Here is a 22,953-nt window from a genome sequence, read left to right as displayed (position 1 = left end):
TCTGGCTCTGAAAAGGAGTAATCGCATGTACAACTCGCAACTACCATCGGACGGTAGCCAGACGCCACAGGGCGTATCCATGAGTTCGCACACCGGCAGTTTCCCTCAGCGCGGCGAGCGTCCGGGCAATGAGCGTATTCGCGTGTTATTGAAGAGTTTCGGCCTGCGCACCAGCCTGATTCGGCTGAAAGTCATCGATGCCCTGCTGGTGGCGGCACAGAGCAATCGTCGCCTGGGCGTGCGCGGTGTGCATGGTCAATTGCTCGATCTCGATGTGCCGCTGTCCTTTCTGAGCGTGCGCGAAGTGCTTAAACGCTTGTGCGCCGAAGGCGTGATCACCTTCAACGCCGACAAGAGTTACAGCCTGCACCCACAGGCTGCAGCAGTCCTCAACAACGAATGAGGCCCTGGGTGCCCGCCGTTACGGCTTGACCTTGCGGCGCATCACACCATTGATCACCACCACAACCACGGCGACACCGATGGCGACGTACTGGAAGGTCTTCTCGGTGATCATCCCGGCATTTTGCAGCCAGGACAGGCCCAGCATGATCGCCAACACGGACAGGGCGATCAGAATCGAATAAATCAAGCGTTGCTTCTGGGTCATTGCGGTTTCCTGAAACGTTGGAATAGATCTGCGCGCATGTTCATGCGCTTGCCGATGCGCGGACGCGTCGCTGCAAACGGGCTGTCATGTTACAGCCGCCGAAGCGTTTTGGCTGCATGCGGCTCAACCGCAAGGCACGGCACCACCACTCGCTCCACTGCAAACACCTCTTGCGCTGCGCCGACCCTGTAAACATGCCGAGAGTTTTTGAAATCTGCTGACGCAGCAAACGGCTAGGTGAGCCGCGTGTCTGCACCTAGGCTCTGCGAACTTTCCACAGCTGTTAAAACAGGGATGTTCATGCAGAGCACACTTATAAACATCAGCCCCCGCCAGACTGCAGGTTTCTGTCTGGCGCTGACCACTTTCGAACTTCTCACGTATATGGGCAGTGACGTGATCATGCCGGCAATGCTGGATGTCACGAGCGAACTTGAGGCGCACGCGCGGCACGTGCCCAATGCGTTCAATCTGTATCTGTTGGGCGGTGTTTGCCTGCAATGGTTACTCGGGCCTTTGTCCGATCAATTCGGGCGCCGGCCACTGTTATTGAGCGGCAGCGCGCTGTTCGGTAGTTCATGTGTGGCAGCATTTTTCAGCGACAGCATTGAAGCCTTCAACCTGTTACGTGTATTGCAGGGCATGGGCCTGGGGTTTGTCGTCGCGGTGAGTTATCCGGCGCTTCAGGAAGTGTTCTGCGAAGCCGACGCGGTCAGGCTCATGGCCCTGCTGGGGAATATCGCCTTGTTGTCGCCGCTGCTCGGGCCGCTGCTTGGCATCCTGCTGCTGGAATGGCTGAACTGGCGGGAGATCTTTCTGCTGCTTGGTTTCGCAGCGGCGCTGGTCTGGCTCGGCCTGTTGCTGTGGATGCCGGAAACCGTGGGCGTCGAGCGCCGCGACGGGCATCGAAACCCGACAGTGTCTTTCTCCTGGCGTCTCACTGCGCAACGCTACGGCACGCTGTTGGGCAATCCGCGCTTTCTCTGCGCCAGTCTGGCGCTGGGCCTTATGAGTCTGCCGCTGATTGCCTGGATTGGCCTGGCACCGTTGCTGTTGGTACGGGTTCTGGAGCTGACGCCGCTGGAATATGGCCTGTGGCAGATTCCGGTGTTCGCCGCGGTTATTGCCGGCAACCTGCTTCTCGACCGCGTGCTGCGCACCCATACATTGCAGCAATTGATTCAACTGGCGCTCTGGCCGTTCTGTCTGGGCCTGCTGCTGTTGGCGGCATGCGCCTTGCTCGGCGTGGGGCTTGGGCCGGTGGTCGCCAGCCTGGCGCTGTACGCCGTCGGGCTGGGCATGAGCAACGCGGCGGTGTATCGGATTGCGCTGTTTTCCAGCGATGACAGCAAAGGCCTGGTGTCGGCGCTGACAGGCATGATCTCGATCGCCGTCATGGGACTTGGCGGTTCGCTGATCGCGGCCATCGGTGGCGGCAGCCGTCTTGAATACTTCGCTCTCTGGGCCGCGTTCGGCGGGTTGATGTGTCTGCCCATGGTGTACCGACTCCTGCAAACCACCACGCCAGATGTCGCCTCGCCTCAATAAGGAACATTGATGATCGACTTGCCCTTTGCCGACGCGCTCTGCGCGTTGACGGCCCCCTATTGCGCTGATTCCGCCCCGGCTGACCTGTTTGATCGGGCGATGGCTGAAATCAGCCGCTTTCACTGCGATCACACCCCGGGTTACGCCCACTGGCTCAGCGTTCATGGACTGGCGCCGAAGGATCTCGACAGCCTTGATGACTGGTCGCGTCTGCCGCCGATCTTTGCCAGTTTCTTCAAGCAACACCTGCTGCTGAGCAGCACGGGGACGGACGCCCTCGAACTGACTTCATCAGGCACCAGCGGGCAGAAAAGCCGCATGCGTTACGACGAACGCAGTCTTGCTCGGGCGCAGTTCATGGTTGCGCAGATATTTCGCCACTACGGCTGGGACACTCCCGATACGCCGTGCAATTACCTGTTGCTCAGCTATGAGCCTGAGGGGCGCATTACCCTGGGAACGTCGTTCACCGACCAGTTTCTCTGTCAGTTCGCCCCGGCCAATCGCGTGGTTTATGCCTTGCGCAGCACCAGTAGCGGCCATCAGTTCGACGTGTTCGGCGTCATCGCCGCGTTGCAGTCATTCGCTGAAGAAGGTTTGCCGGTAAGGATTTTCGGCTTCCCGGCGTTTCTCTGGCAGGCGCTGCAACGCATGCAGGCTACCGCTGTGCAGGACCTGCAACTGCCCGCCGGTTCACTGGCGTTTTTTGGCGGTGGCTGGAAAAACCAGACCACGCAGGAAATTCCCAAACAGCAGTTCTACGCACATATCCATCGGCAACTGGGCATCGAACCCGGCCGCTGCCGCGACGGTTATGGCGCTGTCGAACACGCGGTGCCTTACATCGAATGCGCCCGGCACCGCTTTCATGTGCCGGTGTATTCGCGGGTGCTGATTCGCGACCCGGTAGATTTTTCCCTGCTGCCCCATGGCCAACCAGGCCTGTTCGGCTTCGTCTCGCCCTATATCACCTCCAGCCCGGCCCACGCCGTGGTCATGAGCGACCTGGCCACGCTGCACCCGGGCGCAAGCTGCGGCTGCGGACTGACCAGCGACTGGTTCGAACTGCACGGCCGCGCCGGCACCACGGCGGGCAGGAGCTGTGCAATGGCCGCCGCCGAATTATTGGGAAGTCACTGATATGTATTTGATCAATGGACAACTGCACGACGTTTACCAACTCGACCAAGCTCTGCAAGAGTTGCAACAAAAGTTGCCGCAGCTCTTGGCGACGGCAATCGACAGCAGCCAGGTCATCAAGGCAGTGGCGAGGTTTACCGACCGACTGCGTAGCGCACCGACGAATCTGCCCCTCGACAACGAGCAGCGTCAGGCCCTGATGGATTTCTGCCGGCCCGAGGCCTTGATCTCTAAACGCGAGCGCGAACTTGGCGCCGATCCCGACTCTCTGCGTCGCATCGATTATCGCCAGCCGCGCTTCGAAGCGTGGCGCCCACTCGGGCTGGTGGTGCACATCACTCCCGCCAACGCGCCGTTGCTGGCCTTTTGCGCGGTGGTCGAGAGTCTGCTCGCCGGCAACATCAACTGGCTGCGCCCCAGCCGCAGCGATCAGGGCCTGACGGCACGACTGCTCAGCGCATTGGTGGACTGTGATCCGAGCGGACACCTGGCCGGTTACGTCGCAGTCGTCCCGGCTGATACCGAACAGATCGGCCAATTGTGCAAGCACGCCAACGGTGTTGCGGCATGGGGTGGCGAAGCGGCGTTGCAAGCGATTCGGCAACAGCTGGCGCCGGGTTGTCGCTGGATCGATTGGGGGCATCGCATCAGCTTTGTGTATCTCTGTGCAGAAACTGCGACGCCGCAAACCCTCGATGCCGTCGCCGACGAAGTCTGCCGACTGGATCAGCAGGCCTGCTCGAGCCCGCAATGGCTGTTGGTCGACAGCGATGATCCGCAGGTGTTGCGCGATATCGGCGAACGCCTGGCGCAGGCGCTGCAACGACGCGCCGCGCAATGGCCGGCACTGGTACCGACAATCCAGGAGGCCTCGCAAATTACCACGCACACGCAGATGGCCCGCCTCGGCCAGAGTTTCGCCGGTCACACCGGGCAAGTCTGGAACGGCGCGGGCTGGCGGGTGATCTGGGCGCACGACCGGCAGCTTGCGCCTTCACCGCTGTTTCGCAGCGTACTGCTGCATCCAGTGCCGCAGGCGCTGCTGAGCGCCACCCTGCTGCCGTGGCGCAATGTGCTGCAAAGTTGTGCGTTGGCGTGTGCTCAACCGCGCATTGTCGAGCTTTGCCATGCGCTGATCGCTGCCGGGGTCACGCGGATCGCACCGATCAGCGGCATTCACGACGGTTACGCAGGCGAACCCCATGACGGCGTCTACGCGCTGCAACGCCTGAGTCGACGCGTATCGGTGTGTCTGGAGGCCACGCATCTGTCGAATCAGGCCAGTCTCGATTCAGCGCCGTTACCAGCGAAGCCATGCACTGCGATCATGGACAAACAGGCCTTCGTCGCCCAGCCCATCAACGATCAGGCGCAGTTGTATTTCCGTTCTGGAGGCAGCAGCGGCACCCCTGCTCTGGCCGGCTACAGCTATCGCGACTTCAATCGGCAAATGCGCGCAACCGCAGACGGTCTGTTCGCCGCCGGCCTTGATCCGGCGCGGGATCGGGTCATGAACCTGTTCTTCTGCGGCGGGCTGTATGGCGGTTTTCTCAGCTTCAGCAAAGCGCTGGAACTGCTTGAGGTGACGCACCTGCCCATGGCCGCTCCTACAGATGACGATTATCGTGAGATTGCCCAGCTGATCATCGATCAGCGGGTCAACGTGCTGGTGGGTATGCCAGCCACGCTGCATCGCCTGTTTCTCAACGAGCAGGAATGTCTGCGCATTTATGGCGGTGTCGAAAAAGTCTTTTTGGGTGGCGAGCACCTGAGCGAGCAGAACCGGGCATTGCTGCGCAGCTGCGGCGTATCGACGATTCGTTCGGCGATCTACGGCAGCGTCGATGCCGGCCCGCTTGGCCATGCCTGCCAGGCTTCGGCCGATGGGATTTTCCATTTGATGAGCGATATCCAGCAGTTGGAAATCGTTGCGTTCGAAGAAGATGTGCCGGTTGCGGGTGATCAGGTGGGGCGGCTGCTGGTGACCTCGCTCGCCCGCGACGGTGGCCAACGCGTGCAGCGTTATGAGATTGGCGACACCGGGCGCTGGCTGCCGGGCGCCTGCGCCTGTGGGCTGAAGTCCCCTCGCTTCGAACTGTTGCAACGCCACGGCAGGTTGCTGCGTATCGGCACTGACTTTATCTCCCTGAGCGAATTGGCGTCGCGGCTGCAAGTTCCGTTTCAGTTGCAGCTGGACCACAGCGCTGACGGCGTCGAGCGCATGCAACTGCGCTGCGAACTCGCAGCCGACATCGCTGAAACCCGTCTCGCCGATTACCTGACATTGATGACCGTCATCGACAGCGGACTGCTGGTCCTGCGCATCGAGCAGTGCTCGCCCGCGAATTTCATTCAAAACAGACACAGCGGCAAAACGCCGCTGGTCATCGACTCACGCCGCTGACGTTCGAGCGTGAGCCAGCTCATTCGAATCAAGAAGAATACATCGTGAAAACAACCGACCCGATTAGCGAATTGACGGGTTATGCCCGTGAGCATTCGCCCTACTACAAGAACAGCCTCGCCGATGTTCCCGAGGCAATAAACTCGCTGTGCGAATTACCGTTGCTTGATCCGGCAGACTTCTGGAAAGACAGTGCGGATCTGGCGCACTGGCCGGTACTGACAGCTCCCATTGAACACGCCTTGGTCTTCAAGACCGGTGGCTCTACCGGCGGCGGCAGGCTTTCGGTCTATACCCGCACTGAATGGCAACGCACGGTCGAAGATTTCGGCCGCAGTCTGAGCGGGCAATTCAGCCCTGGCGACCGTGTCGCCAATCTGTTTTTCGCTGGCGACCTCTACGCCAGTTTTCTATTTATCCATGATTCGCTGGCCCATGTTGAAACAGCGATCACCGAGTTTCCGTTTACCGGTGAGGTCGATCCGCTGAAGTTGGCCGATGCCATCGCCCAGCACCGGATCAACGTGCTGGCTGGCGTGCCTGCGCAACTATTGACCTTCGCCAGTTGGCTCAAGCAACGCAACCTTGCGTTACCGTTGGTTGATACCGTGCTTTACGGCGGGGAGAGCCTGTTTGCCTCACAGCGCCAACTCCTTGAGCAAGTGCTGCCCAACGCGCGCATTGCCTCGATCGGTTACGCCAGCGTCGACGGTGGATTTATCGGTGCCAGTCATCGTGACTGCATGGAAGGCGAACATCGCACGCCCGACGGCCACGTCCTGCTGGAGATTGTCGATCAGCACACCGGCGCAACGATCGAGGCCTGCGAGCAAACAGGTCTGCTGGTGTTGACCAATCTGCATCGGCGCCTGATGCCGCTGATCCGCTATCCCGTGGGTGATCTGGCGTGCTGGCGCGAACCGGCTGGAACCGCGCAACGCAAATTCGCCTTGAAAGGCCGCAGCGCCAGCAGCCAGCGTGTGCGGGTCGGCATTCTGTCGCTGATAACCGATGAAATCGGCGAAACCGTGCGATGCATCACGGGCAGCAACGACTGGCAGCTGTTGATCGAGCAGGCCGACGGCAGCGATGTGTTGACCTTCAAATGCGTGATCAACGAACGCTCGATCTGCAGGCTCGGCCAGCTTGAAGCGCGACTGATCGAACTCTACCCCGGGATATTGCCCCTGCAGGCCGCAGGGTTACTGGAGTTGCGTATTCAAAGCTGCCAATTCGAGGATCTCGCACGTCATCCTCGCGCAGGCAAACGACTGCGGGTGATTGATCTGCGCTGCTATGACCGGAATGACAGGGAGGTGTCTGATGGAATCTTTGGTCCTGCGCAATTACCGTGACAGCGACGCGGTTGCTGTCAGCGAACTGTTTCGCGAGGTTTATGGCGACCGTTACCTGAAGATCGACGTGTATCTGCCCTGTCTGATCAACCAAAACCATGCGGATAAACGCTGGCATTCACTGGTGGCAGTCGAGGGCGAGCGGATCCGGGGTCATGCGACCTTGTATCGGCAAAGCGAAAAGGCGCACGACGCCGAGTTGGCGTTGAGCGCCGTACATCCCGACACACGCGGGCAGAACATTGCCACGCGGCTGGGCGAGCAACTGCTCACTCACGCGCAGGCGTTGGGCTGTCGCAGCGTTTCGATCAAACAGGTGACCCATCACCCTTACACCCAACGCATGGCCCTCAACCTCGGTTTCCATAACACCGGACTGCTCCCGGATTACGTCCGCTCACCTTTCGGCTGCAAGATGCCAGAGTCGATCGTGGTGGGCGTTCGCGCCATCGATGGTTATCAGCGACCACTGCCAGCGCAGGTGTGGCCCCCCAGCTGCCGTACGTTCATGCACAGACTGGCGGACGTATTCGGTGTCGGGGCCGGCGCTACACGCTGGCGCGGGGCCTCGGTCCAGGTCGAACAACATGGCAATCGCCATGAAATGCTGCTGGAGAAACTCGACCCGGAACTGCTCAGCCAGCTCAGAGCATTACCCAGGCATTGGCTGATTTCGATTCATCTGCAGCTGTCGCGACACTTTGCCGGGGACCTGCACAGCCTGAACGCCATCGGTTTCGCTTTCACCGGCCTGGCGCCGGCGCATGACAATTGCGGGGGATGGCTGGCGTTGTTCCATCGCGGTTACCGTCCGCGCAAACTGGCATTACATTGCCCGCACATGCAGACGCTGCATGATCAGATACGACGGCAAATCGGCAGTGGTGATTTGCCGCCGGTTTGAACGAGCGCCAGTAAACGACATGAGCCCGCTCAACTGCGCGCGGGTTTATGCCTTGGCCGTCAGGCCCTTGTCGGATGGCACGGCAGCGTTGCCTTCACCATAGGTCTTGAGATTCTGCAGGACGTAAATGGCTTTCTTGAATTCGGGAATCAGGCTCTTGCCGTAGTAATTGCCATTGAGACTGTTGGTCTGGATAGCATCGAGCTGCGTGGCGAAATATTCCAGCGCGTTGAACTTAGCTTCCGGGTCCTTCTGCACGCCGAACCGGTCGAACTTGTCGCCGGCATTGAGCAAGGTAATCGAGGTGATCTCGGAAATCAGGCCGCGCCCGCGCAGAAACTCGCTCAGGTTGCCCAGTTGCTTGACGGAGACGTTGGCGGGGTCAAAACCCTTGATCTGCTTGCGCAAGCCCTGTTTGTCCATCTCCGCGACATTCAGTGCATTCGGATCGTTACCGACCAGGGTCAACATCTGCTGCACTTTGACGCTCTGCGAAACCTGCTTCTTCGCGCCGGTATCACGGACCAGAACGCCCGCCTTGCTTTCCCAGGCGCCGGTATAGCCGATCGTCATGCGAGTACTCCTTGTGCAGTGAGCATGAAATGTCCTTGTCCAACGATTTGAATGGGCGCGAGTATCGGCCGCTTCGCCTGATCCAACCAACCCTTTTGTGCGCTTTTTTACAAATCTCGTACATTCATGACACCGAGCTTAAGGCCCGCAAACATTGCTTCACGCCGTCATCAGGATGTAACAACTGTGGCGATTGCTTGGGATGTACCAATCCCGATACCAACCGGTCATCGCCCTGTGTTCTTTAGGCACGCAAGTACCTAAAGCTTCTGCCTGCTGCGTCGATACGCTGTGATACCCGCCCTGTTTTAGCCCTGCCTTCCAATAAAAAACGCCGCTCAAGGATCAGTTCCATGCCCGCACTGCGCACTATTCAGGCTCGATACACGCTGTTTCTGGTTCTGTTCATTCTGCTGTTGTCCGTGCTGACCGTGGTCGGCATCAGCCAGTTGGTCGCACCGACCCTGCGCGATACCGAAGAGAAGGTGGTACTCAACCGCATCGCCGAAGTCGCCGTGCAGATTCAGGGCGAGTTGAACAAGGTGCAGGCGCAGCAACGCAGCATCACCCAGACCATCCCCCTGCTCGACAGCGCCGCCATCGATGTGGTGTTGCCCGGGCTGGTGGATCAGTACGGCGAACTGAAAGTCTTTGGCGGCGGTATCTGGCCGTTGCCCGGCCAGCGCGAGGCCGGGCGCAACAAGTTCAGCACCTTCTGGCACCGCGATGCCTCGGGGCAGCTCAAGGTCAATACGTTCTGGAACAGCGACGCCGCACCCAACTACTACGACCAGAGCTGGCACAAGGGCGGCATGGCCACCCCGCGCGGCCAATGCGCGTGGGCCGCTGCCTATAAGGACGACGCCAGTGCCGAGCCGCGCACCAACTGCGCCATGGCGATCTACAAGAACGGCAGCGCCTGGGGCGTCTCGACCATCGACGTGACCCTGGGCTTTTTCAACGACCTGGTGGCGCGCAAGGAAAAAGACCTCAACGCCGAGATGCTTATCGTCGAGGCTGACGGCAAGATCATCAGCAACAGTTCGCGCATCAGCGGCCCGATCGTGTTGAAGAACATCAGCGAACTGGCAGCCAGCTCGACCTTCATCAATCAGATCAAGACCGGCCTGCAGAACCGCGATAAAGCGCAACGCGTCGAGTTCGACAACAACGGTGAAGACGCCACATTCTTCATGCGCCCTATCGAGGGCACACCGTGGTTCCTCGCCACTGCCCTGCCGACCAAGATGCTCACCGCCCAGCGTGACGATGTGCTCAACAGTCTCAGCCTGATCCAGATTCCACTGGTGATCCTGCTGGTGCTGTTGCAGGTTTACGCGATTCGCAAACTGGTACAGCGCATGAAGGCTCTAAAAGCCAACATCGATTCGCTGTCCAGCGGCGACGCCGACCTGACTCGCCGCATCACCATTCGCGCCGAAGACGAACTGGGTGCCATCGGCCATTCGGTCAACACCTTCATCGTCTACCTGCAGAACATGATCGGCGAAGTCACCCAGGCCACCGGCGCCATGGCTTCCAGCCTCGACAATCTGCAACGCACCTCGGCGCACACCAGCCAGATTCTGCTGCGTCACGCCTCGGAAACCGACCAGACCGTCACCGCCATTACCGAAATGAGTTCCACCGCTGAAAGCGTGGCGCAGAATGCCGCTGAAACCGCTGCGTTCACCCAGCGCGCCAATGAAAACGCCGATCGCTCGCGCGTCGTGGTGGGTGAAGCGACCAACAGCGTGGTTGCGCTGATCGACGAGGTTGCCAGCGCTACACACAAAGTTGAAAACATGCAGCAGGACGCCCAGCGCATCACCGAAATCCTCGGCGTGATCGGTGCGATTGCCGGGCAGACCAACCTGCTCGCCCTCAACGCCGCGATTGAAGCGGCGCGTGCCGGGGAACAGGGTCGCGGTTTTGCGGTGGTGGCGGATGAAGTCCGCGCCCTCGCCGCCCGTACCCAGGCCAGCACTTCGGAAATCAACGAAATGTTGACCCGTCTGACCCAAGGCGTGAGTTCGTCGGTCAGCGCCATGGAAAACACCCAGGCCAGTTGCCAGTCCGCCGCTGACGCCACCGCCCGAGTCAACTCGGGGCTGGACGAAATGGCCGGTTCGGTCAGCCACATCAACAGCCTCAGCACGCAGATCGCCACCGCCGCCGAACAACAAAGCGCAGTGACCGAAGAGATCAACCGCAGCATGGTGCAGATCCGCCACATGGTCGATGAACTGGTGCAGAGCGGCCAGGCCAGCGAGCTGAATACCCGCCAATTGCTGGAAGCCAATAGCCGCGTGAGCGCGATCATGGGGCGGTTCAAGGTCAGTTAAGCCAACCGCGACCACGGGGATTTTGGCCTTTACGCCAATCCCCTGTGGGAGCGAGCCTGCTCGCGAAAGCGATTTTTCAGTCACTGTAGCTGCGGCTGGTCAACCGCATTCGCGAGCAGGCTCGCTTCCACATTGGTTCGGGTGTCTTGTAGCAACTGGAAACACTCAGTTGATGCCGGGATGGAAAAACCGGTCAAAATGCGTTCTTGCTGACCTTCACCGAGTCGAGAGCCCATTCCCATGCGAAGCCAACTGCGTCTGCTCGCCCTGAGCGCCCTGTTCATCTCCTCCCTGGCGCAAGCCGCCGAACTGATCCCGATCGAAGTGCACCGCGATGCCAATTGCGGCTGCTGCAAAAAGTGGATCAGCCATCTCGAAGCCAATGGCTTCAAAGTCGAAGACCACGTCGAAAGCGACATGAGCAGCTTTAAACAGCAGCACGGCGTACCACCGCGTCTGGCGTCCTGCCACACGGCGATCATCAATGGCAAATTCGTCGAAGGCCATGTGCCGGCCGATCAGGTGCTTGCGTTGAGCAAGCGCGACGATCTGCTGGGTGTGGCTGCGCCGGGCATGCCAATGGGCTCGCCGGGCATGGAAATGGACGGCATGAGCGATGCGTACCAAGTGATCGGCCTGAAGAAGGACGGCGCTGACGTGGTAGTGGCGGACTACCCGGCCCGTTGATGGGGGCAGCCTACTTCGGCCTGTTCTTTGCTGCGTTTGGTGCGGCAACTTTGTTGCCATTGCAATCCGAAGCGCTGCTGGTCGGTCTGATCGTCAGCGAGCGTTACTGGCTGTGGGGTTTGCTCGCGGTAGCGACGCTGGGCAACGTGCTCGGTTCGCTGGCCAACTGGTGGCTGGGCCGGGGCATCGAGCGGTTTCAGGATCGACGCTGGTTCCCGGTCAGTCCCAAGCACATGGCCAAGGCGCGCAAGCACTACGAGCGCTATGGGCATTGGTCGCTGCTGCTCAGTTGGCTGCCGGTGATCGGCGATCCGCTGACCTTGATAGCCGGCGTCATGCGCGAACCGCTCGGGCGCTTTCTGTTGATCGTCACACTGGCCAAAGGCGCGCGCTATGGCGTGCTGGCCTTGCTGACAATGGGCTGGCTCGGTTGAACCAACCCTCAGTGTGATTGCCTTTGTTTAACGTCGGCGTAATCCCCGCCTTCCACAGTCGGCCAATTTTCAAGGAGTTTGTGCTTATGTCCGTCACGCTTTCCCGCTGGCTGCCCGGCCTCGTCCTCAGCGCTGCCCTGCCATTAATGGCGCACGCAGCCACTGAAACCGCCCCCGCCGAAGGGCCTGCCTATGGCCCGGAGCTACAAGGCTTCCAATATCCCTACACGCTTAAACACTTCGCCTTCGAATCCCAGGGTCAGAAACTGCAAATGGGTTACATGGACGTCGCCGCCAATGGCAAGGCCAACGGCCGCACCGTGGTGCTGATGCACGGCAAGAATTTCTGCGCAGCGACCTGGGACAGCTCGATCAAGGCCTTGAGCGATGCCGGCTACCGCGTTATTGCGCCGGACCAGATCGGCTTCTGCACCTCCAGCAAACCTGAGCACTATCAGTACAGCTTCCAGCAACTGGCCACCAACACCCAGCAACTGCTCAAAGCCCTGGGTATCCAGAAAGCCACCCTGCTCGGCCACTCTACCGGCGGCATGCTCGCCACCCGTTATGCGCTGCTGTTCCCGGAGCAGGTCGATCAATTGGCGATGGTCAACCCGATCGGTCTGGAAGACTGGAAAGCCCTCGGCGTTCCCTATCGCACCGTCGATCAGTGGTATCAGCGTGAGTTGAAGGTCACGGCCAAGGGCATTCGCGACTATGAGCGCACCACCTATTACGATGGCCGCTGGAAGCCGGAATTCGATCGTTGGGTCGACATGCTCGCAGGTCTGAGCAAAGGTCCGGGCAAGACCCAGGTCGCGTGGAACTCGGCGCTGATCTACGACATGATCTTCACCCAGCCGGTGTACTACGAGTTCAAGGATCTGAAGATGCCGACCCTGTTGCTGATCGGCACCTCCGACACCACGGCCATCGGCAAGGACCTCGCACCGCCGGAAGTGAAAGCGAAAATCGGTCATTACGAGGTGCTCGGCAAACAGGTCGCCAAGCTGATTCCGCAGTCGACGCTGATCGAATTCCCGGGCATGGGCCACGCGCCACAGATGGAAGAACCGGAGAAATTCCATCAGGCGTTGCTCGGCTGGCTGGGCAAGACTCCTTCCGTTCCTTGATGAGGTAAGGCGATGACGGTGCAGATTGCAGTGATCGATGACTGGCAGAACGTGGCACGCGACGTGGTCGACTGGTCCGTGCTGGAGAGCATCGGTGAAGTGACCTTCGTGCATGATTACCCGGCCGACAACGCGACACTGGGCGAGCGCCTCGGCAAGTACGAGGTGATCTGCGTCATGCGCGAACGCACGCGCTTCGACGCCGATTTGCTCGGGCGCTTGCCCAATCTGAAGTTGCTGGTCACCGGCGGCATGCGCAATGCCGCGCTGGACATGCCGGCTGCAGCAGCGCTGGGCATCAAGGTCTGCGGCACCGACAGCTATAAACACGCCGCGCCGGAACTGACCTGGGCGCTGATCATGGCTGCCACCCGGGATCTGGTGAAGGAAGCAAATGCCCTGCGCGCCGGCCTGTGGCAACAAGGACTCGGCGGCGACCTGCATGGCAAGACCTTGGGAATCCTGGGTTTGGGCAGCATCGGCCAGCGCGTCGCGCAGTTCGGCCAGGTATTCGGCATGCGGGTGATTGCCTGGAGCGAGAACCTCACCGCCGAACGCGCGGAACAGGCCGGCGTGACGTACGTCAGCAAGCAGCAACTGTTCGAGCAGGCCGACGTGCTGTCGGTGCATCTGGTGCTCAGCGAACGCAGTCGCGGTCTGGTCGATGCCCAAGCGCTGGAGTGGATGAAACCGAGCGCGCTGCTGGTCAACACTGCTCGCGGGCCGATCGTCGATGAAGCGGCGTTGATCAAGGCGCTACAGAAACGGCGGATTGCCGGGGCAGCGCTGGATGTGTTCGAGCAAGAGCCTTTGCCGGCCCTGCACCCATTTCGCACGCTGGACAATGTCCTCGCCACCCCCCATGTGGGATATGTCAGTCGGCAGAATTACGAGCAGTTCTTCCGGCAGATGATCGAGGATATTCAGAGTTGGGCAGCTGGGGAGCCGGTGCGTCTGTTGAATTGAGTCCATCACTTTAAAGTTGAGTTGCTGCAACAGGCCTCTTCGCGAGCAGGCTCGCTCCCACAGGTTGTACGCGTCCCAATGTGGGAGCGAGCCAGCTCGCGAAGGGGTCATCTCAGATACCACGCTGAAATACCCTCGCACCACAACGGTGCAACCCGCCCATCCCTTAGCACAAAATCGTGACCGCTCAGTCACCGTTTTGGCCCACTCCGACCGAAAAACATGCCCTTCGTCGGAGCGTTTCCCCTCCTCAACCCTCTCTAACATCCCGACACAACCGATTGTCGAACAATTTACCCATTTGCCCTTACCCGCTCTAGGATCTGGCCTAGACTGATTTTTCAGTGGCCAAACCACTCGGTCATACCGACGAAAAAAAGTCGAAACTTTTGCTTCACGCCACAGGTCATCAGAACAACTGGGCGAAAGCGACTGGTGTAATCCTTGCAACGGCCTCACCACCCATTCTGCTTGCGCGTGTTGGGTCAGCATTTGCTCACCGATGCGTGGCGCCTTTGCGCCCGGCCACAGGACTTGGCCACGAAACAGCTTGTTCGAGACAAGAATCAGATCACACACGGGAGATACATATGATCAGTGCGGCATTGGATATTCAGGGAGAGCGTGCTCACCAGTCGCTTGGAGAATCGAGCACCATCAGTGTTCCCGGCAGCCGACAGATCAACGTACCCGGCACCAAGACGCTTGCTCCGGTAGCAAGCCAGAATCCCAACAAGAAAAAAGTGTTGTTCGTGACTTCGGAAATCGCCGATCTGGTCAAGACCGGCGGCCTCGGTGACGTCTCTGCCGCCCTGCCCCGGGCCATGGCTCATCTGCATGATGTGCGGGTGCTGATTCCCGGTTATCCGCAGGTGGTGCACAGCGAAAACCCGATTCACATCATCGGCGAGCTGGGTGGCCACGCCGCGCTGCCACCTTGCAAGATCGGGCGCATGGACATGCCCGATGGCCTGGTGATCTACGTGCTGATCTGCCCTGAACTCTACGAGCGTGAGGGTGGCCCTTACGGCGCCAACAACGGTCGCGACTGGCCGGACAACCATATCCGCTTCGCCCGTCTCGGCCTGGCCGCTGCCGACATCGCCGCCAATCTTGCGCAAATCCATTGGCGCCCGGATCTGGTGCACGCCCATGACTGGCCGGCTGGCCTCGCGCCCGCTTACATGCACTGGCGCGGGCAGCGCACGCCAACGCTGTTCACCATTCACAACCTTGCCTATCAAGGCGTGACCAGCCTTGGTTCCTGCCCGGAGCTGGGGATTCCCACTCATGCCCTGCAACAGGAAGGTATGGAGTTCTACGGCAAGATGTCGTTCCTCAAGGCCGGCATGGCCTATTCGAGCCACATCACCACCGTCAGCGCGACGTATGCGCAAGAGATCACCACCCCGGACTTCGGCTGTGGCCTCGACGGTTTCCTTGCCGCCAAGACCCAGCAAGGCCTGCTCAGCGGCATCCCGAACGGCATCGACGAGAGCTGGGATTCGGCGACCGACCCGCACCTGTTTGCCCCGTTCGCCATCGGCGACTGGGAAGGCAAAGCGATCAACGCGGCGCACGTCCGTGAGCTGTTTGGCTTGAACGATTCGACTGGCCCGTTGTTCGCCGTGGTTTCGCGTCTCGTGTATCAGAAAGGTCTCGACCTCACCGAAGCGGTGTCCGAGTACATCGTGCAGAACGGTGGCCAGATCGCGATCATCGGCCGTGGTGAGCCGGAAGAAGAGCAAGCCATGCGTGAACTGGCCCTGCGCTTTCCTGGCCAGATCGGCGTACGCATCGGCTTCAACGAAACCGATGCCCGACGCATGTTCGCCGGCAGCGATTTCCTCCTGATGCCTTCGCGTTACGAGCCTTGCGGCTTGAGCCAGATGTACGCCCAGCGTTTCGGCTCGTTGCCGGTCGCGCGCAATACCGGCGGCCTGGCCGACACCATTGAAAACGGCGTCACCGGTTTCCTTTTCGATGAGTCCACCGTTGATAGCTATAAAGAAGCCCTGAGCCGCGCGTTCAAGGTCTTCGCCTTCCCGGAATTGCTCAATGCCATGCGCTGCCGCGCCATGGCTGCACCGTTCAACTGGAGCAAAGCGGTTGAACCGTACGCCGAACTTTACGAACAACTGGTCGCCAAGGCGTTGGGTAAAGCCAGCCACAAATAACCAGGGAGTTGCAGAAAATGCCGTCAAGGACCCAAGAAACCTGGCCCCACGGCGCGATCATGCTGGATGCCGAGCACACGCAATTTGCGCTGTGGGCGCCTGACGCGTTCTACGTCAGTGTGGAACTGGAAGATGGAAAATCGTTGCCCATGCTGCCTCAGGGCGACGGTTGGTTTGTAATCAAGGCCAATTGCCCGGCGGGCAGTCGCTACCGTTACTGCATCGATGGCGAACTGGAGGTGCCGGACCCGGCCTCCAGAGCGCAGGATGGTGACCTCGACCGCCACAGTGTGGTGGTCAATCCCCATGCCTACCAATGGCGGCACACGACCTGGAATGGTCGGCCGTGGAGTGAAGCGGTGATTTACGAGCTGCACGTCGGTGCGCTCGGTGGTTTTGCCGAAGTCGAACAGCATCTGGCGCGGCTGGTGGCGCTGGGCATCACCGCCATCGAATTGATGCCGCTGGCGCAATTTCCCGGTGATCGCAACTGGGGCTATGACGGCGTACTGCCCTATGCACCGCAAGCCTCCTACGGCACACCGGAACAACTCAAACACCTGATCGACACCGCCCACGGCCATGGCCTGGCGGTGATTCTCGACGTCGTCTACAACCACTTCGGCCCCGACGGCAACTATCTGCATCGTTACGCCAAGGGTTTTTTCCGCGAGGACAAGCACACGCCCTGGGGCGCGGCGATCGACTTCCGTCGCCCGGAAGTGCGCGAGTTCTTCATTGAAAACGCGCTGATGTGGCTGCTCGAATACCGTTTCGACGGCCTGCGCCTCGACGCGGTACACGCAATTGAAGACCCGGACTTCCTCAGCGATCTGGCCCGGCGCATTCGCCAGCAGATCGACCCGACCCGGCACGTCTGGCTGACTGTCGAGAACGAGCTGAACCAGTCGAGCCTGCTTGAGACCGACTACGACGCGCAGTGGAACGATGACGGCCATAACGCTTTGCACGTGCTGCTGACCGGCGAAACCGACGCCTATTACGCCGACTACGCCGCGCAACCCACCGAGCAATTGGTGCGCTGCCTGAGTCAGGGCTTCGTATTCCAGGGCCACATCACTCGCCATGGCGAACCTCGCGGCGAGCCGAGCGAACATCTGCCATCCACTGCGTTCGTGCTGTTCCTGCAGAACCATGACCAGATCGGCAACCGCGCGTTTGGCGAACGCCTGCATCAGCTCGCCGACCCGCGTGCGGTACAAGCGGCGACGGTGTTGTTGCTGCTGTCGCCGATGATCCCGCTGATGTTCATGGGCGACGAGTATGCCGCCGAGCAGCCGTTCCTGTTTTTCACCAGTCACCACGGTGAACTGGCAGAGCTGGTGCGAGAAGGCCGGCGCAATGAGTTCGCCGCGTTCAGTGCCTTTACCGATCCGCACAAGCGCGAGCAGATCCCCGATCCGAATGCCGAAGAAACCTTCCGCGCCTCGCAGCCACGACTGGTTGGCAGTGGCACGCCGTTACAACAGGAGACGCAAGAGCTCTACCGGCAACTGCTGAAGTTGCGTCACCAGTACATCATTCCCCACCTCTCCGGAACTCAAGCGTTGGGCGCGCAAATGCTCGGCCATGGCGCGGTCAGCGCACGCTGGCGGCTGGGCAACGGCAGTGAGCTGCGAATTGACCTGAACCTCAGTGACACGCCAGTGGTCAACCCTGCACAGACTGATACCGAGTGGTTGTTTCAACAGCCAGCCGCAGTCGAACTGTCGGACCCGAACCAACTGCCGGCGTACACCGCGCTCGTCAGCCTCACGGCCGCACCCCTTTTGCACCCCCTGGATGGAGAGCGCCTATGAGCGATGCGCAACTGGAAATACTCGCCAGTCGAGCCGGCCTTGCCGTCGACTGGATCGACGCCAACGGGCGTCAGCAAAAAGTCGCTCCTGCTGTGTTGCGCAATGTCCTGATCGGACTCGGCCACCCCGCCAGCACCGCGCAAGAAATCGATGCCAGCCTGCTGGAATTGCAAGAAGTCCAGCAAGACCGCCATTTGCCGCCCCTGCTGACCTGCGACGTGGGCGTTGCCCTCGATCTGAGTCGCTACTTCTCACCGGAAACCCCCTGCGAAATCCATCTTGAAGACGGCTCGCAGATGAACCTGAAGCTGGACAACGAAGCCATGTTGCCCGGCTTGATTCCGGTCGGTTACCAGCAAGTGCATATCGCCGATCAGTATTTCACGCTCGCCGTGGCGCCTGAACGCTGCTTCAGCGTCGCCGATGCGGTCGATAGCCCGATCCCGCGCGCCTGGGGTCTGAGCGCCCAGTTGTATTCGCTGCGCCGTCCGGGTGACGGTGGTTTTGGCGACACCCAGGCGCTGGAGGAACTGGTTCGTGTCGCGGGTGAACGTGGCGCCGATGCGCTGGCGATCAGCCCGATGCACGCGATGTTCAGCGCCGACAATGGCCGCTACAGCCCTTATTCGCCGTCCAGTCGTTTGTTTCTCAATTCACTGTACGCAGCACCGGGCACGATTCTTGGCGAACGCGCGTTGCGTGACGCGATCGATGCCTGTGGCCTGGCCGCGCAGTTCGAGCAGCTGGAAAATCTCAAGCTGATCGACTGGCCGACTGCCGCCGAAGCCAAGCAGAAACTGCTGCAAGCTTTATATGACGGCTTCGTTGCTGGCGAGCATCCGCTGCACGCCGACTTCGCCAGTTTCCGTCATTCAGGTGGCGAAGCGCTGGAAAACCATTGCCGCTTCGAAGCGATTCAGGAAATGCGCGCCGCCCGTGGCGAAAGCCTCGACTGGCGCGAATGGCCGGAGCACTGGCATGACCCGCGCGGCGCGGCGCTGGGCGCGTTTGCCGAGGAATACGCCGAGCGCATCGGCTATTTCGCCTTCTGCCAATGGCTGATCCATCGCTGCCTCGAACGCGCCCAAACTGCTGCGCGCAGTGCCGGCATGGGCATCGGTCTGATCGCCGACCTCGCCGTCGGTGCTGACGGTGCAGGCAGTCAGGCCTGGAGTTTTCAGGATGAATTGCTCGCCTCGCTGACCGTCGGCGCGCCGCCGGACATCCTCAATCGCAGCGGCCAGGGCTGGGGCATTTCCGCGTTCTCGCCGGAAGGGCTGATCCGCAACGGTTTCCGTGCCTTCATCGACATGCTGCGCGCCAACTTCGCCCACGCCGGCGGCCTGCGTATCGACCATGTCATGGGCCTGCAACGCCTGTGGGTGATTCCCAACGGTGCCGCCCCGGCCGATGGCGCCTATCTGTATTACCCGTTCGACGACATGTTGCGTCTGCTGACCCTGGAATCCCATCGGCATCAGGCCATCGTGCTCGGCGAAGACCTCGGCACCGTGCCGGAAGGCCTGCGGGAAAAACTCGCCGCACGTTCGATTCTGGGCATGCGCGTGCTGTTGTTCGAACAGGACAACACCCGTTTCAAACCGATTCTCGACTGGCCGGATGATGCCCTGGCGACCACCAGCACCCATGACCTGCCGACACTTAATGGTTGGTGGCATGGTCGTGACATCGACTGGAATGCGCGTCTGGGTCTGGTCGATGCCAACGGCGAAATCGACTGGCGTCGGCATCGTGAGCGTGAACGCGAAGGCCTGCGCGATGCGCTGCGTCAGGATCCGCAGAACTTCCGCGAAGAGTCCCACGAAGCCGATCAAGTGGTCGATGCCAGTGTGCGTTTCCTCGGCCATACCCGCGCGCCGCTGGTCCTGCTGCCGCTGGAGGATGCCTTGGGTATCGATGAACAGCCGAATCTGCCTGGCACCACCGATTCACATCCGAACTGGTCGCGACGCTTGCCCGGTCCCAGCGAAGCGTTGCTGGACGGCCCCGATGCCGCCCGCCGCCTGGAACTGCTGGCCTGCGCGCGCCTTCAAGCCTCTGAGCGTGACCAATGAATCAACAGCAAATCCAGCCGCTGCGCGCCACCTTGCGCCTGCAATTTCATAAGGGTTTTACCCTCGAACAAGCGGTGCCACTGGTGCCGTACTTTGCCCGCCTCGGCATCAGCCATATCTATGCCTCGCCCCTGCTGGCAGCCCGCGCCGGTTCCATGCATGGCTACGACGTGGTCGACCCGACCCAGGTCAATCCGGAACTGGGCGGCGAGCCGGCATTGCGCCAACTGGTCAGCACCCTGCGCGAACACAACATGGGCCTGATCCTCGACATCGTTTCCAACCACATGGCCGTGGGTGGCAACGACAACCCGTGGTGGCTGGACTTGCTGGAATGGGGACGCCTGAGCCCGTACGGCGAATTCTTCGACATTCAGTGGCACTCGCCGGACCCGTTGATGGAAGGCCAGTTGCTGCTGCCGTTCCTTGGCAGCGACTACGGAGTGGCGTTGCAGGAAGGCACGCTGAAGCTGAAATTCAACGCGCAGACCGGGACTTTTTACGTCGAGCACTACGACCACCACTTCCCGATCTGCCCGAACAACTATGGCGAACTGCTCAAGTCCGACGACACGCTGAAGTCTCTGGCAGATCGCTTCAGCACACTCAGCTACCAGACCGACGCACATTCGCTGGCGATGCCGCTCAAGCAAGAGTTGCGCGAGCTGGCGAGCGATCCGCGTGTTCTGGCGACTATCGAAGGCAACCTCGCACAGTACGATTCCACCACTGAGGAAGGCTTCCACAAGCTCCACGAGTTGCTCGAGCGGCAAAGCTATCGCCTGGCCAGTTGGCGCACGGCGGCGGACGACATCAACTGGCGGCGCTTCTTCGACATCAACGAGCTTGGCGGCCTGCGCGTCGAGCGTCCGGCGGTGTTCGAAGCGACCCACGGCAAAATCTTCCAATTAGTCGAAGAAGGTCTGGTCGACGGCTTGCGCATCGACCACATCGACGGCCTCGCCGACCCGCGTGGCTACTGCCGCAAATTGCGCCGTCGCCTTGATCACTTGGCGCCGGGACGTCACCTGCCCATCTATGTCGAGAAGATCCTCGGCGAGGGCGAAACCCTGCGCCGCGACTGGAGCGTCGACGGCACCACCGGTTACGAGTTCATGAACCAGCTGTCGCTGCTGCAACACGACCCGGACGGCGAACACGTGCTCGGCGAACTCTGGCAGCGTCGCACCGAGCGCCCGGCTGCGTTCATGGAAGAAGCGCAACTGGCCCGCCAGCAGATCCTCAACGGCTCGCTGGCCAGCGACTTCGAAAGTGTCGCTCAGGCCCTGCATCAAGTCGCGCGGGATGACTTGATGACCCGCGACCTGACCTTGGGCGCCATTCGCCGCGTGCTCCACGCATTGATCGTGCACTTCCCGGTTTATCGCACTTACATCAGCGCCATGGGCCGTTCCGAGCAGGACGAAGCGATTTTCCAGCACGCCATGGACGGTGCGCGGCAAACCCTCAGCGAAGCCGACTGGCCAGTGCTCGACTCGGTCGCCAGCTGGCTCGGCGGCACGCCTTGGCGCCGCAAGCCACGGGGGCGCTCGCGCAAGATCCTCAAGCATGCCTGCGTGCGTTTCCAGCAACTGACTTCGCCGGCAGCTGCCAAAGCCGTGGAAGACACCGCGCTGTATCGCTCGGCCGTGCTGCTGTCGCGCAATGATGTCGGTTACAACACCGAGCAATTCAGCGCGCCGGTCAGCGAGTTCCATGAAGTCAATCAACAGCGCATGGCCGAGTTTCCTGACAACCTGCTCGCGACTGCTACCCATGACCATAAGCGCGGCGAAGACACCCGCGCCCGGTTGGCCGTACTCAGCGAGCGCAGCCATTGGTACGCCGATCAGGTCGAACTGTGGCGCGCCCTCGCCCGCCCCGTGCGCATCGAAGATGACGCGCCTTCCGCTGGCGACGAACTGATCCTCTATCAGGCATTGCTCGGCAGTTGGCCGCTGGACCTGCAGGACGATGACAAGGCTGGTTTCGCCGAGTACGCCAAGCGCATCTGGCAATGGCAGCAGAAAGCCCTGCGCGAAGCCAAGCTGCAAAGCAGCTGGAGCGCGCCAAACGAAACCTATGAAAATGCAGCACAGGCTTTCACGGAAAAGCTGCTGACCGGCGAAGAAGGTGAGTTGCTGCGTGCGGCGCTGAGCAAGACCGTCAACAGCATCGCCGCTGCCGGCGCGCTCAACGGGCTGGCGCAAACCTTGCTGCGCATGACCGTGCCGGGGGTGCCGGATCTGTACCAGGGCAACGAGTACTGGGATTTCAGTCTGGTCGATCCGGACAACCGCCGCCCGGTGGATTACGCCGCCCGCGAGCAAGCGTTGCAGGCATCCGTGCCGGGTACCGAACTGCTCAAGGACTGGCGTGACGGGCGCATCAAACAGGCGCTGATCAGTGAGGTGTTGAACCTGCGCAAGGAACACAGCGAGCTGTTCCGTCGAGGCGATTACCAGCAATTGGAAGTGCTGGGCAGTCAGGCGCACAACGTCTTGGCATTCGCGCGTGAACACGAAGGCGTGCGGGCCATTGTGGTGGTGCCGGTGCGCTGCGCAACGTTGCTGGAAAACAGTGCCATACCGCAGGTCGATGCGCTGCGCTGGGGCGATACGCGGGTGGTTTTGCCGTCTGCCGCTTCGGATGCAAACCTGAAGGGACTTTTTGCCAGCAGTGTAGTCACACAAAACAGGGAGCTGAATGTCAGCGAAGCGCTGGGGGATGTCCCGGTCAATCTCTTTATCCAACACTTAACACAAGCATGAGTTCAGTTCAG

Annotated in this window: 17 protein-coding genes; 15 read left to right on the top strand and 2 right to left on the bottom strand. The window is 60.7% G+C overall.

Annotation, left to right across the window (positions count from 1 at the left end; genetic code table 11):
* Nucleotides 1-25 precede the first annotated feature (25 nt).
* Complete coding sequence (locus PS14A_RS12110; RefSeq protein ID WP_130912919.1) at nt 26-403, top strand: fe2+ zn2+ uptake regulation protein; 378 nt, start codon at nt 26-28, stop codon at nt 401-403.
* Between the two features lie 18 nt (nt 404-421).
* On the opposite strand, the gene PS14A_RS12105 is transcribed toward PS14A_RS12110, so the two are convergent.
* Entirely contained in the window at nt 422-610 is a 189-nt protein-coding gene (locus tag PS14A_RS12105; protein WP_016770563.1) for a hypothetical protein, read from the bottom strand.
* A 300-nt stretch (nt 611-910) separates the two neighbouring features.
* On the opposite strand from PS14A_RS12105, the gene PS14A_RS12100 reads away from it, so the two are divergent.
* From PS14A_RS12100 to PS14A_RS12080, 5 genes are read left to right on the top strand one after another with little or no spacing between them, the layout of a single operon-like run.
* Nucleotides 911-2,158 (top strand): MFS transporter, encoded by a 1,248-nt coding sequence (locus PS14A_RS12100; RefSeq protein ID WP_212616272.1) that lies wholly within the window; start codon nt 911-913, stop codon nt 2,156-2,158.
* A 9-nt stretch (nt 2,159-2,167) separates the two neighbouring features.
* Entirely contained in the window at nt 2,168-3,298 is a 1,131-nt protein-coding gene (locus PS14A_RS12095) for an acyl-protein synthase (RefSeq protein WP_212616271.1), read from the top strand.
* 1 nt (nt 3,299) lies between these two features.
* A complete protein-coding gene (locus PS14A_RS12090; RefSeq protein ID WP_212616270.1) occupies nt 3,300-5,702 on the top strand; it encodes an aldehyde dehydrogenase family protein in 2,403 nt (800 codons plus the stop codon).
* A gap of 44 nt (nt 5,703-5,746) precedes the next feature.
* Nucleotides 5,747-7,057 carry a phenylacetate--CoA ligase family protein gene (locus tag PS14A_RS12085; RefSeq protein ID WP_212616269.1) on the top strand — a complete coding sequence of 437 codons (1,311 nt, stop codon included), beginning with the start codon at nt 5,747-5,749 and terminating at the stop codon, nt 7,055-7,057.
* Nucleotides 7,026-7,961, top strand: a complete 936-nt coding sequence (locus PS14A_RS12080; RefSeq protein ID WP_130912924.1) for a GNAT family N-acetyltransferase — start codon at nt 7,026-7,028, stop codon at nt 7,959-7,961. The genes PS14A_RS12085 and PS14A_RS12080 overlap by 32 nt, the downstream gene beginning before the upstream one ends.
* Nucleotides 7,962-8,006: 45 nt before the next feature.
* Here the strand turns inward: PS14A_RS12080 and PS14A_RS12075 are convergent, their stop codons facing one another.
* Nucleotides 8,007-8,534: a hypothetical protein gene (locus PS14A_RS12075; protein ID WP_130912925.1), complete on the bottom strand. Its 528-nt coding sequence runs from the start codon at nt 8,532-8,534 to the stop codon at nt 8,007-8,009.
* Nucleotides 8,535-8,887: 353 nt separating this feature from the next.
* On the opposite strand from PS14A_RS12075, the gene PS14A_RS12070 reads away from it, so the two are divergent.
* The 9 genes from PS14A_RS12070 (at nt 8,888) to PS14A_RS12030 (ending at nt 22,942) form a co-directional block, all read left to right on the top strand.
* The gene (locus PS14A_RS12070; protein ID WP_130912926.1) at nt 8,888-10,879 is read left to right on the top strand and encodes a methyl-accepting chemotaxis protein; all 1,992 of its coding nucleotides are present in this window, start codon (nt 8,888-8,890) and stop codon (nt 10,877-10,879) included.
* Between the two features lie 240 nt (nt 10,880-11,119).
* Nucleotides 11,120-11,566: a DUF411 domain-containing protein gene (locus PS14A_RS12065; RefSeq protein WP_041480975.1), complete on the top strand. Its 447-nt coding sequence runs from the start codon at nt 11,120-11,122 to the stop codon at nt 11,564-11,566.
* Nucleotides 11,566-12,000 carry a YqaA family protein gene (locus PS14A_RS12060; protein WP_212616268.1) on the top strand — a complete coding sequence of 145 codons (435 nt, stop codon included), beginning with the start codon at nt 11,566-11,568 and terminating at the stop codon, nt 11,998-12,000. The genes PS14A_RS12065 and PS14A_RS12060 overlap by 1 nt, the downstream gene beginning before the upstream one ends.
* A gap of 86 nt (nt 12,001-12,086) precedes the next feature.
* Nucleotides 12,087-13,133, top strand: a complete 1,047-nt coding sequence (locus PS14A_RS12055; protein ID WP_212616267.1) for an alpha/beta hydrolase — start codon at nt 12,087-12,089, stop codon at nt 13,131-13,133.
* A 12-nt stretch (nt 13,134-13,145) separates the two neighbouring features.
* Nucleotides 13,146-14,099 carry a D-2-hydroxyacid dehydrogenase family protein gene (locus PS14A_RS12050; protein WP_212616266.1) on the top strand — a complete coding sequence of 318 codons (954 nt, stop codon included), beginning with the start codon at nt 13,146-13,148 and terminating at the stop codon, nt 14,097-14,099.
* Nucleotides 14,100-14,689: 590 nt separating this feature from the next.
* The gene (gene glgA / locus PS14A_RS12045) at nt 14,690-16,276 is read left to right on the top strand and encodes a glycogen synthase GlgA (protein WP_137213532.1); all 1,587 of its coding nucleotides are present in this window, start codon (nt 14,690-14,692) and stop codon (nt 16,274-16,276) included.
* A 17-nt stretch (nt 16,277-16,293) separates the two neighbouring features.
* On the top strand, nt 16,294-18,096 hold the full coding sequence (gene treZ / locus PS14A_RS12040; RefSeq protein WP_212616265.1) for a malto-oligosyltrehalose trehalohydrolase: 1,803 nt from the start codon (nt 16,294-16,296) through the stop codon (nt 18,094-18,096).
* Nucleotides 18,093-20,171, top strand: coding sequence for a 4-alpha-glucanotransferase (malQ, locus tag PS14A_RS12035; protein ID WP_212616264.1), 2,079 nt, complete (start codon nt 18,093-18,095; stop codon nt 20,169-20,171). The genes treZ and malQ overlap by 4 nt, the downstream gene beginning before the upstream one ends.
* A complete protein-coding gene (locus PS14A_RS12030; RefSeq protein ID WP_212616263.1) occupies nt 20,168-22,942 on the top strand; it encodes a malto-oligosyltrehalose synthase in 2,775 nt (924 codons plus the stop codon). Before malQ ends, PS14A_RS12030 begins: the two co-directional genes overlap by 4 nt.
* Nucleotides 22,943-22,953 lie beyond the last annotated feature (11 nt).

The sequence above is a fragment of the Pseudomonas sp. 14A genome, from assembly GCF_018132745.1.
In the GTDB taxonomy this organism is placed as follows: Bacteria; Pseudomonadota; Gammaproteobacteria; order Pseudomonadales; family Pseudomonadaceae; genus Aquipseudomonas; species Aquipseudomonas mercuritolerans.
This window is presented reverse-complemented; position numbering and strand designations above follow the sequence as displayed.

Bases quoted from the DNA above. Each gene is read 5' to 3' on its own strand.
- PS14A_RS12110 (WP_130912919.1), top strand. From the start codon at position 26: ATGTACAACTCGCAACTACCATCGGACGGTAGCCAGACGCCACAGGGC.
- PS14A_RS12105 (WP_016770563.1), bottom strand. From the start codon at position 610: ATGACCCAGAAGCAACGCTTGATTTATTCGATTCTGATCGCCCTGTCC.
- PS14A_RS12100 (WP_212616272.1), top strand. From the start codon at position 911: ATGCAGAGCACACTTATAAACATCAGCCCCCGCCAGACTGCAGGTTTC.
- PS14A_RS12095 (WP_212616271.1), top strand. From the start codon at position 2,168: ATGATCGACTTGCCCTTTGCCGACGCGCTCTGCGCGTTGACGGCCCCC.
- PS14A_RS12090 (WP_212616270.1), top strand. From the start codon at position 3,300: ATGTATTTGATCAATGGACAACTGCACGACGTTTACCAACTCGACCAA.
- PS14A_RS12080 (WP_130912924.1), top strand. From the start codon at position 7,026: ATGGAATCTTTGGTCCTGCGCAATTACCGTGACAGCGACGCGGTTGCT.
- PS14A_RS12075 (WP_130912925.1), bottom strand. From the start codon at position 8,534: ATGACGATCGGCTATACCGGCGCCTGGGAAAGCAAGGCGGGCGTTCTG.
- PS14A_RS12070 (WP_130912926.1), top strand. From the start codon at position 8,888: ATGCCCGCACTGCGCACTATTCAGGCTCGATACACGCTGTTTCTGGTT.
- PS14A_RS12065 (WP_041480975.1), top strand. From the start codon at position 11,120: ATGCGAAGCCAACTGCGTCTGCTCGCCCTGAGCGCCCTGTTCATCTCC.
- PS14A_RS12060 (WP_212616268.1), top strand. From the start codon at position 11,566: ATGGGGGCAGCCTACTTCGGCCTGTTCTTTGCTGCGTTTGGTGCGGCA.
- PS14A_RS12055 (WP_212616267.1), top strand. From the start codon at position 12,087: ATGTCCGTCACGCTTTCCCGCTGGCTGCCCGGCCTCGTCCTCAGCGCT.
- PS14A_RS12050 (WP_212616266.1), top strand. From the start codon at position 13,146: ATGACGGTGCAGATTGCAGTGATCGATGACTGGCAGAACGTGGCACGC.
- glgA (WP_137213532.1), top strand. From the start codon at position 14,690: ATGATCAGTGCGGCATTGGATATTCAGGGAGAGCGTGCTCACCAGTCG.
- treZ (WP_212616265.1), top strand. From the start codon at position 16,294: ATGCCGTCAAGGACCCAAGAAACCTGGCCCCACGGCGCGATCATGCTG.
- malQ (WP_212616264.1), top strand. From the start codon at position 18,093: ATGAGCGATGCGCAACTGGAAATACTCGCCAGTCGAGCCGGCCTTGCC.
- PS14A_RS12030 (WP_212616263.1), top strand. From the start codon at position 20,168: ATGAATCAACAGCAAATCCAGCCGCTGCGCGCCACCTTGCGCCTGCAA.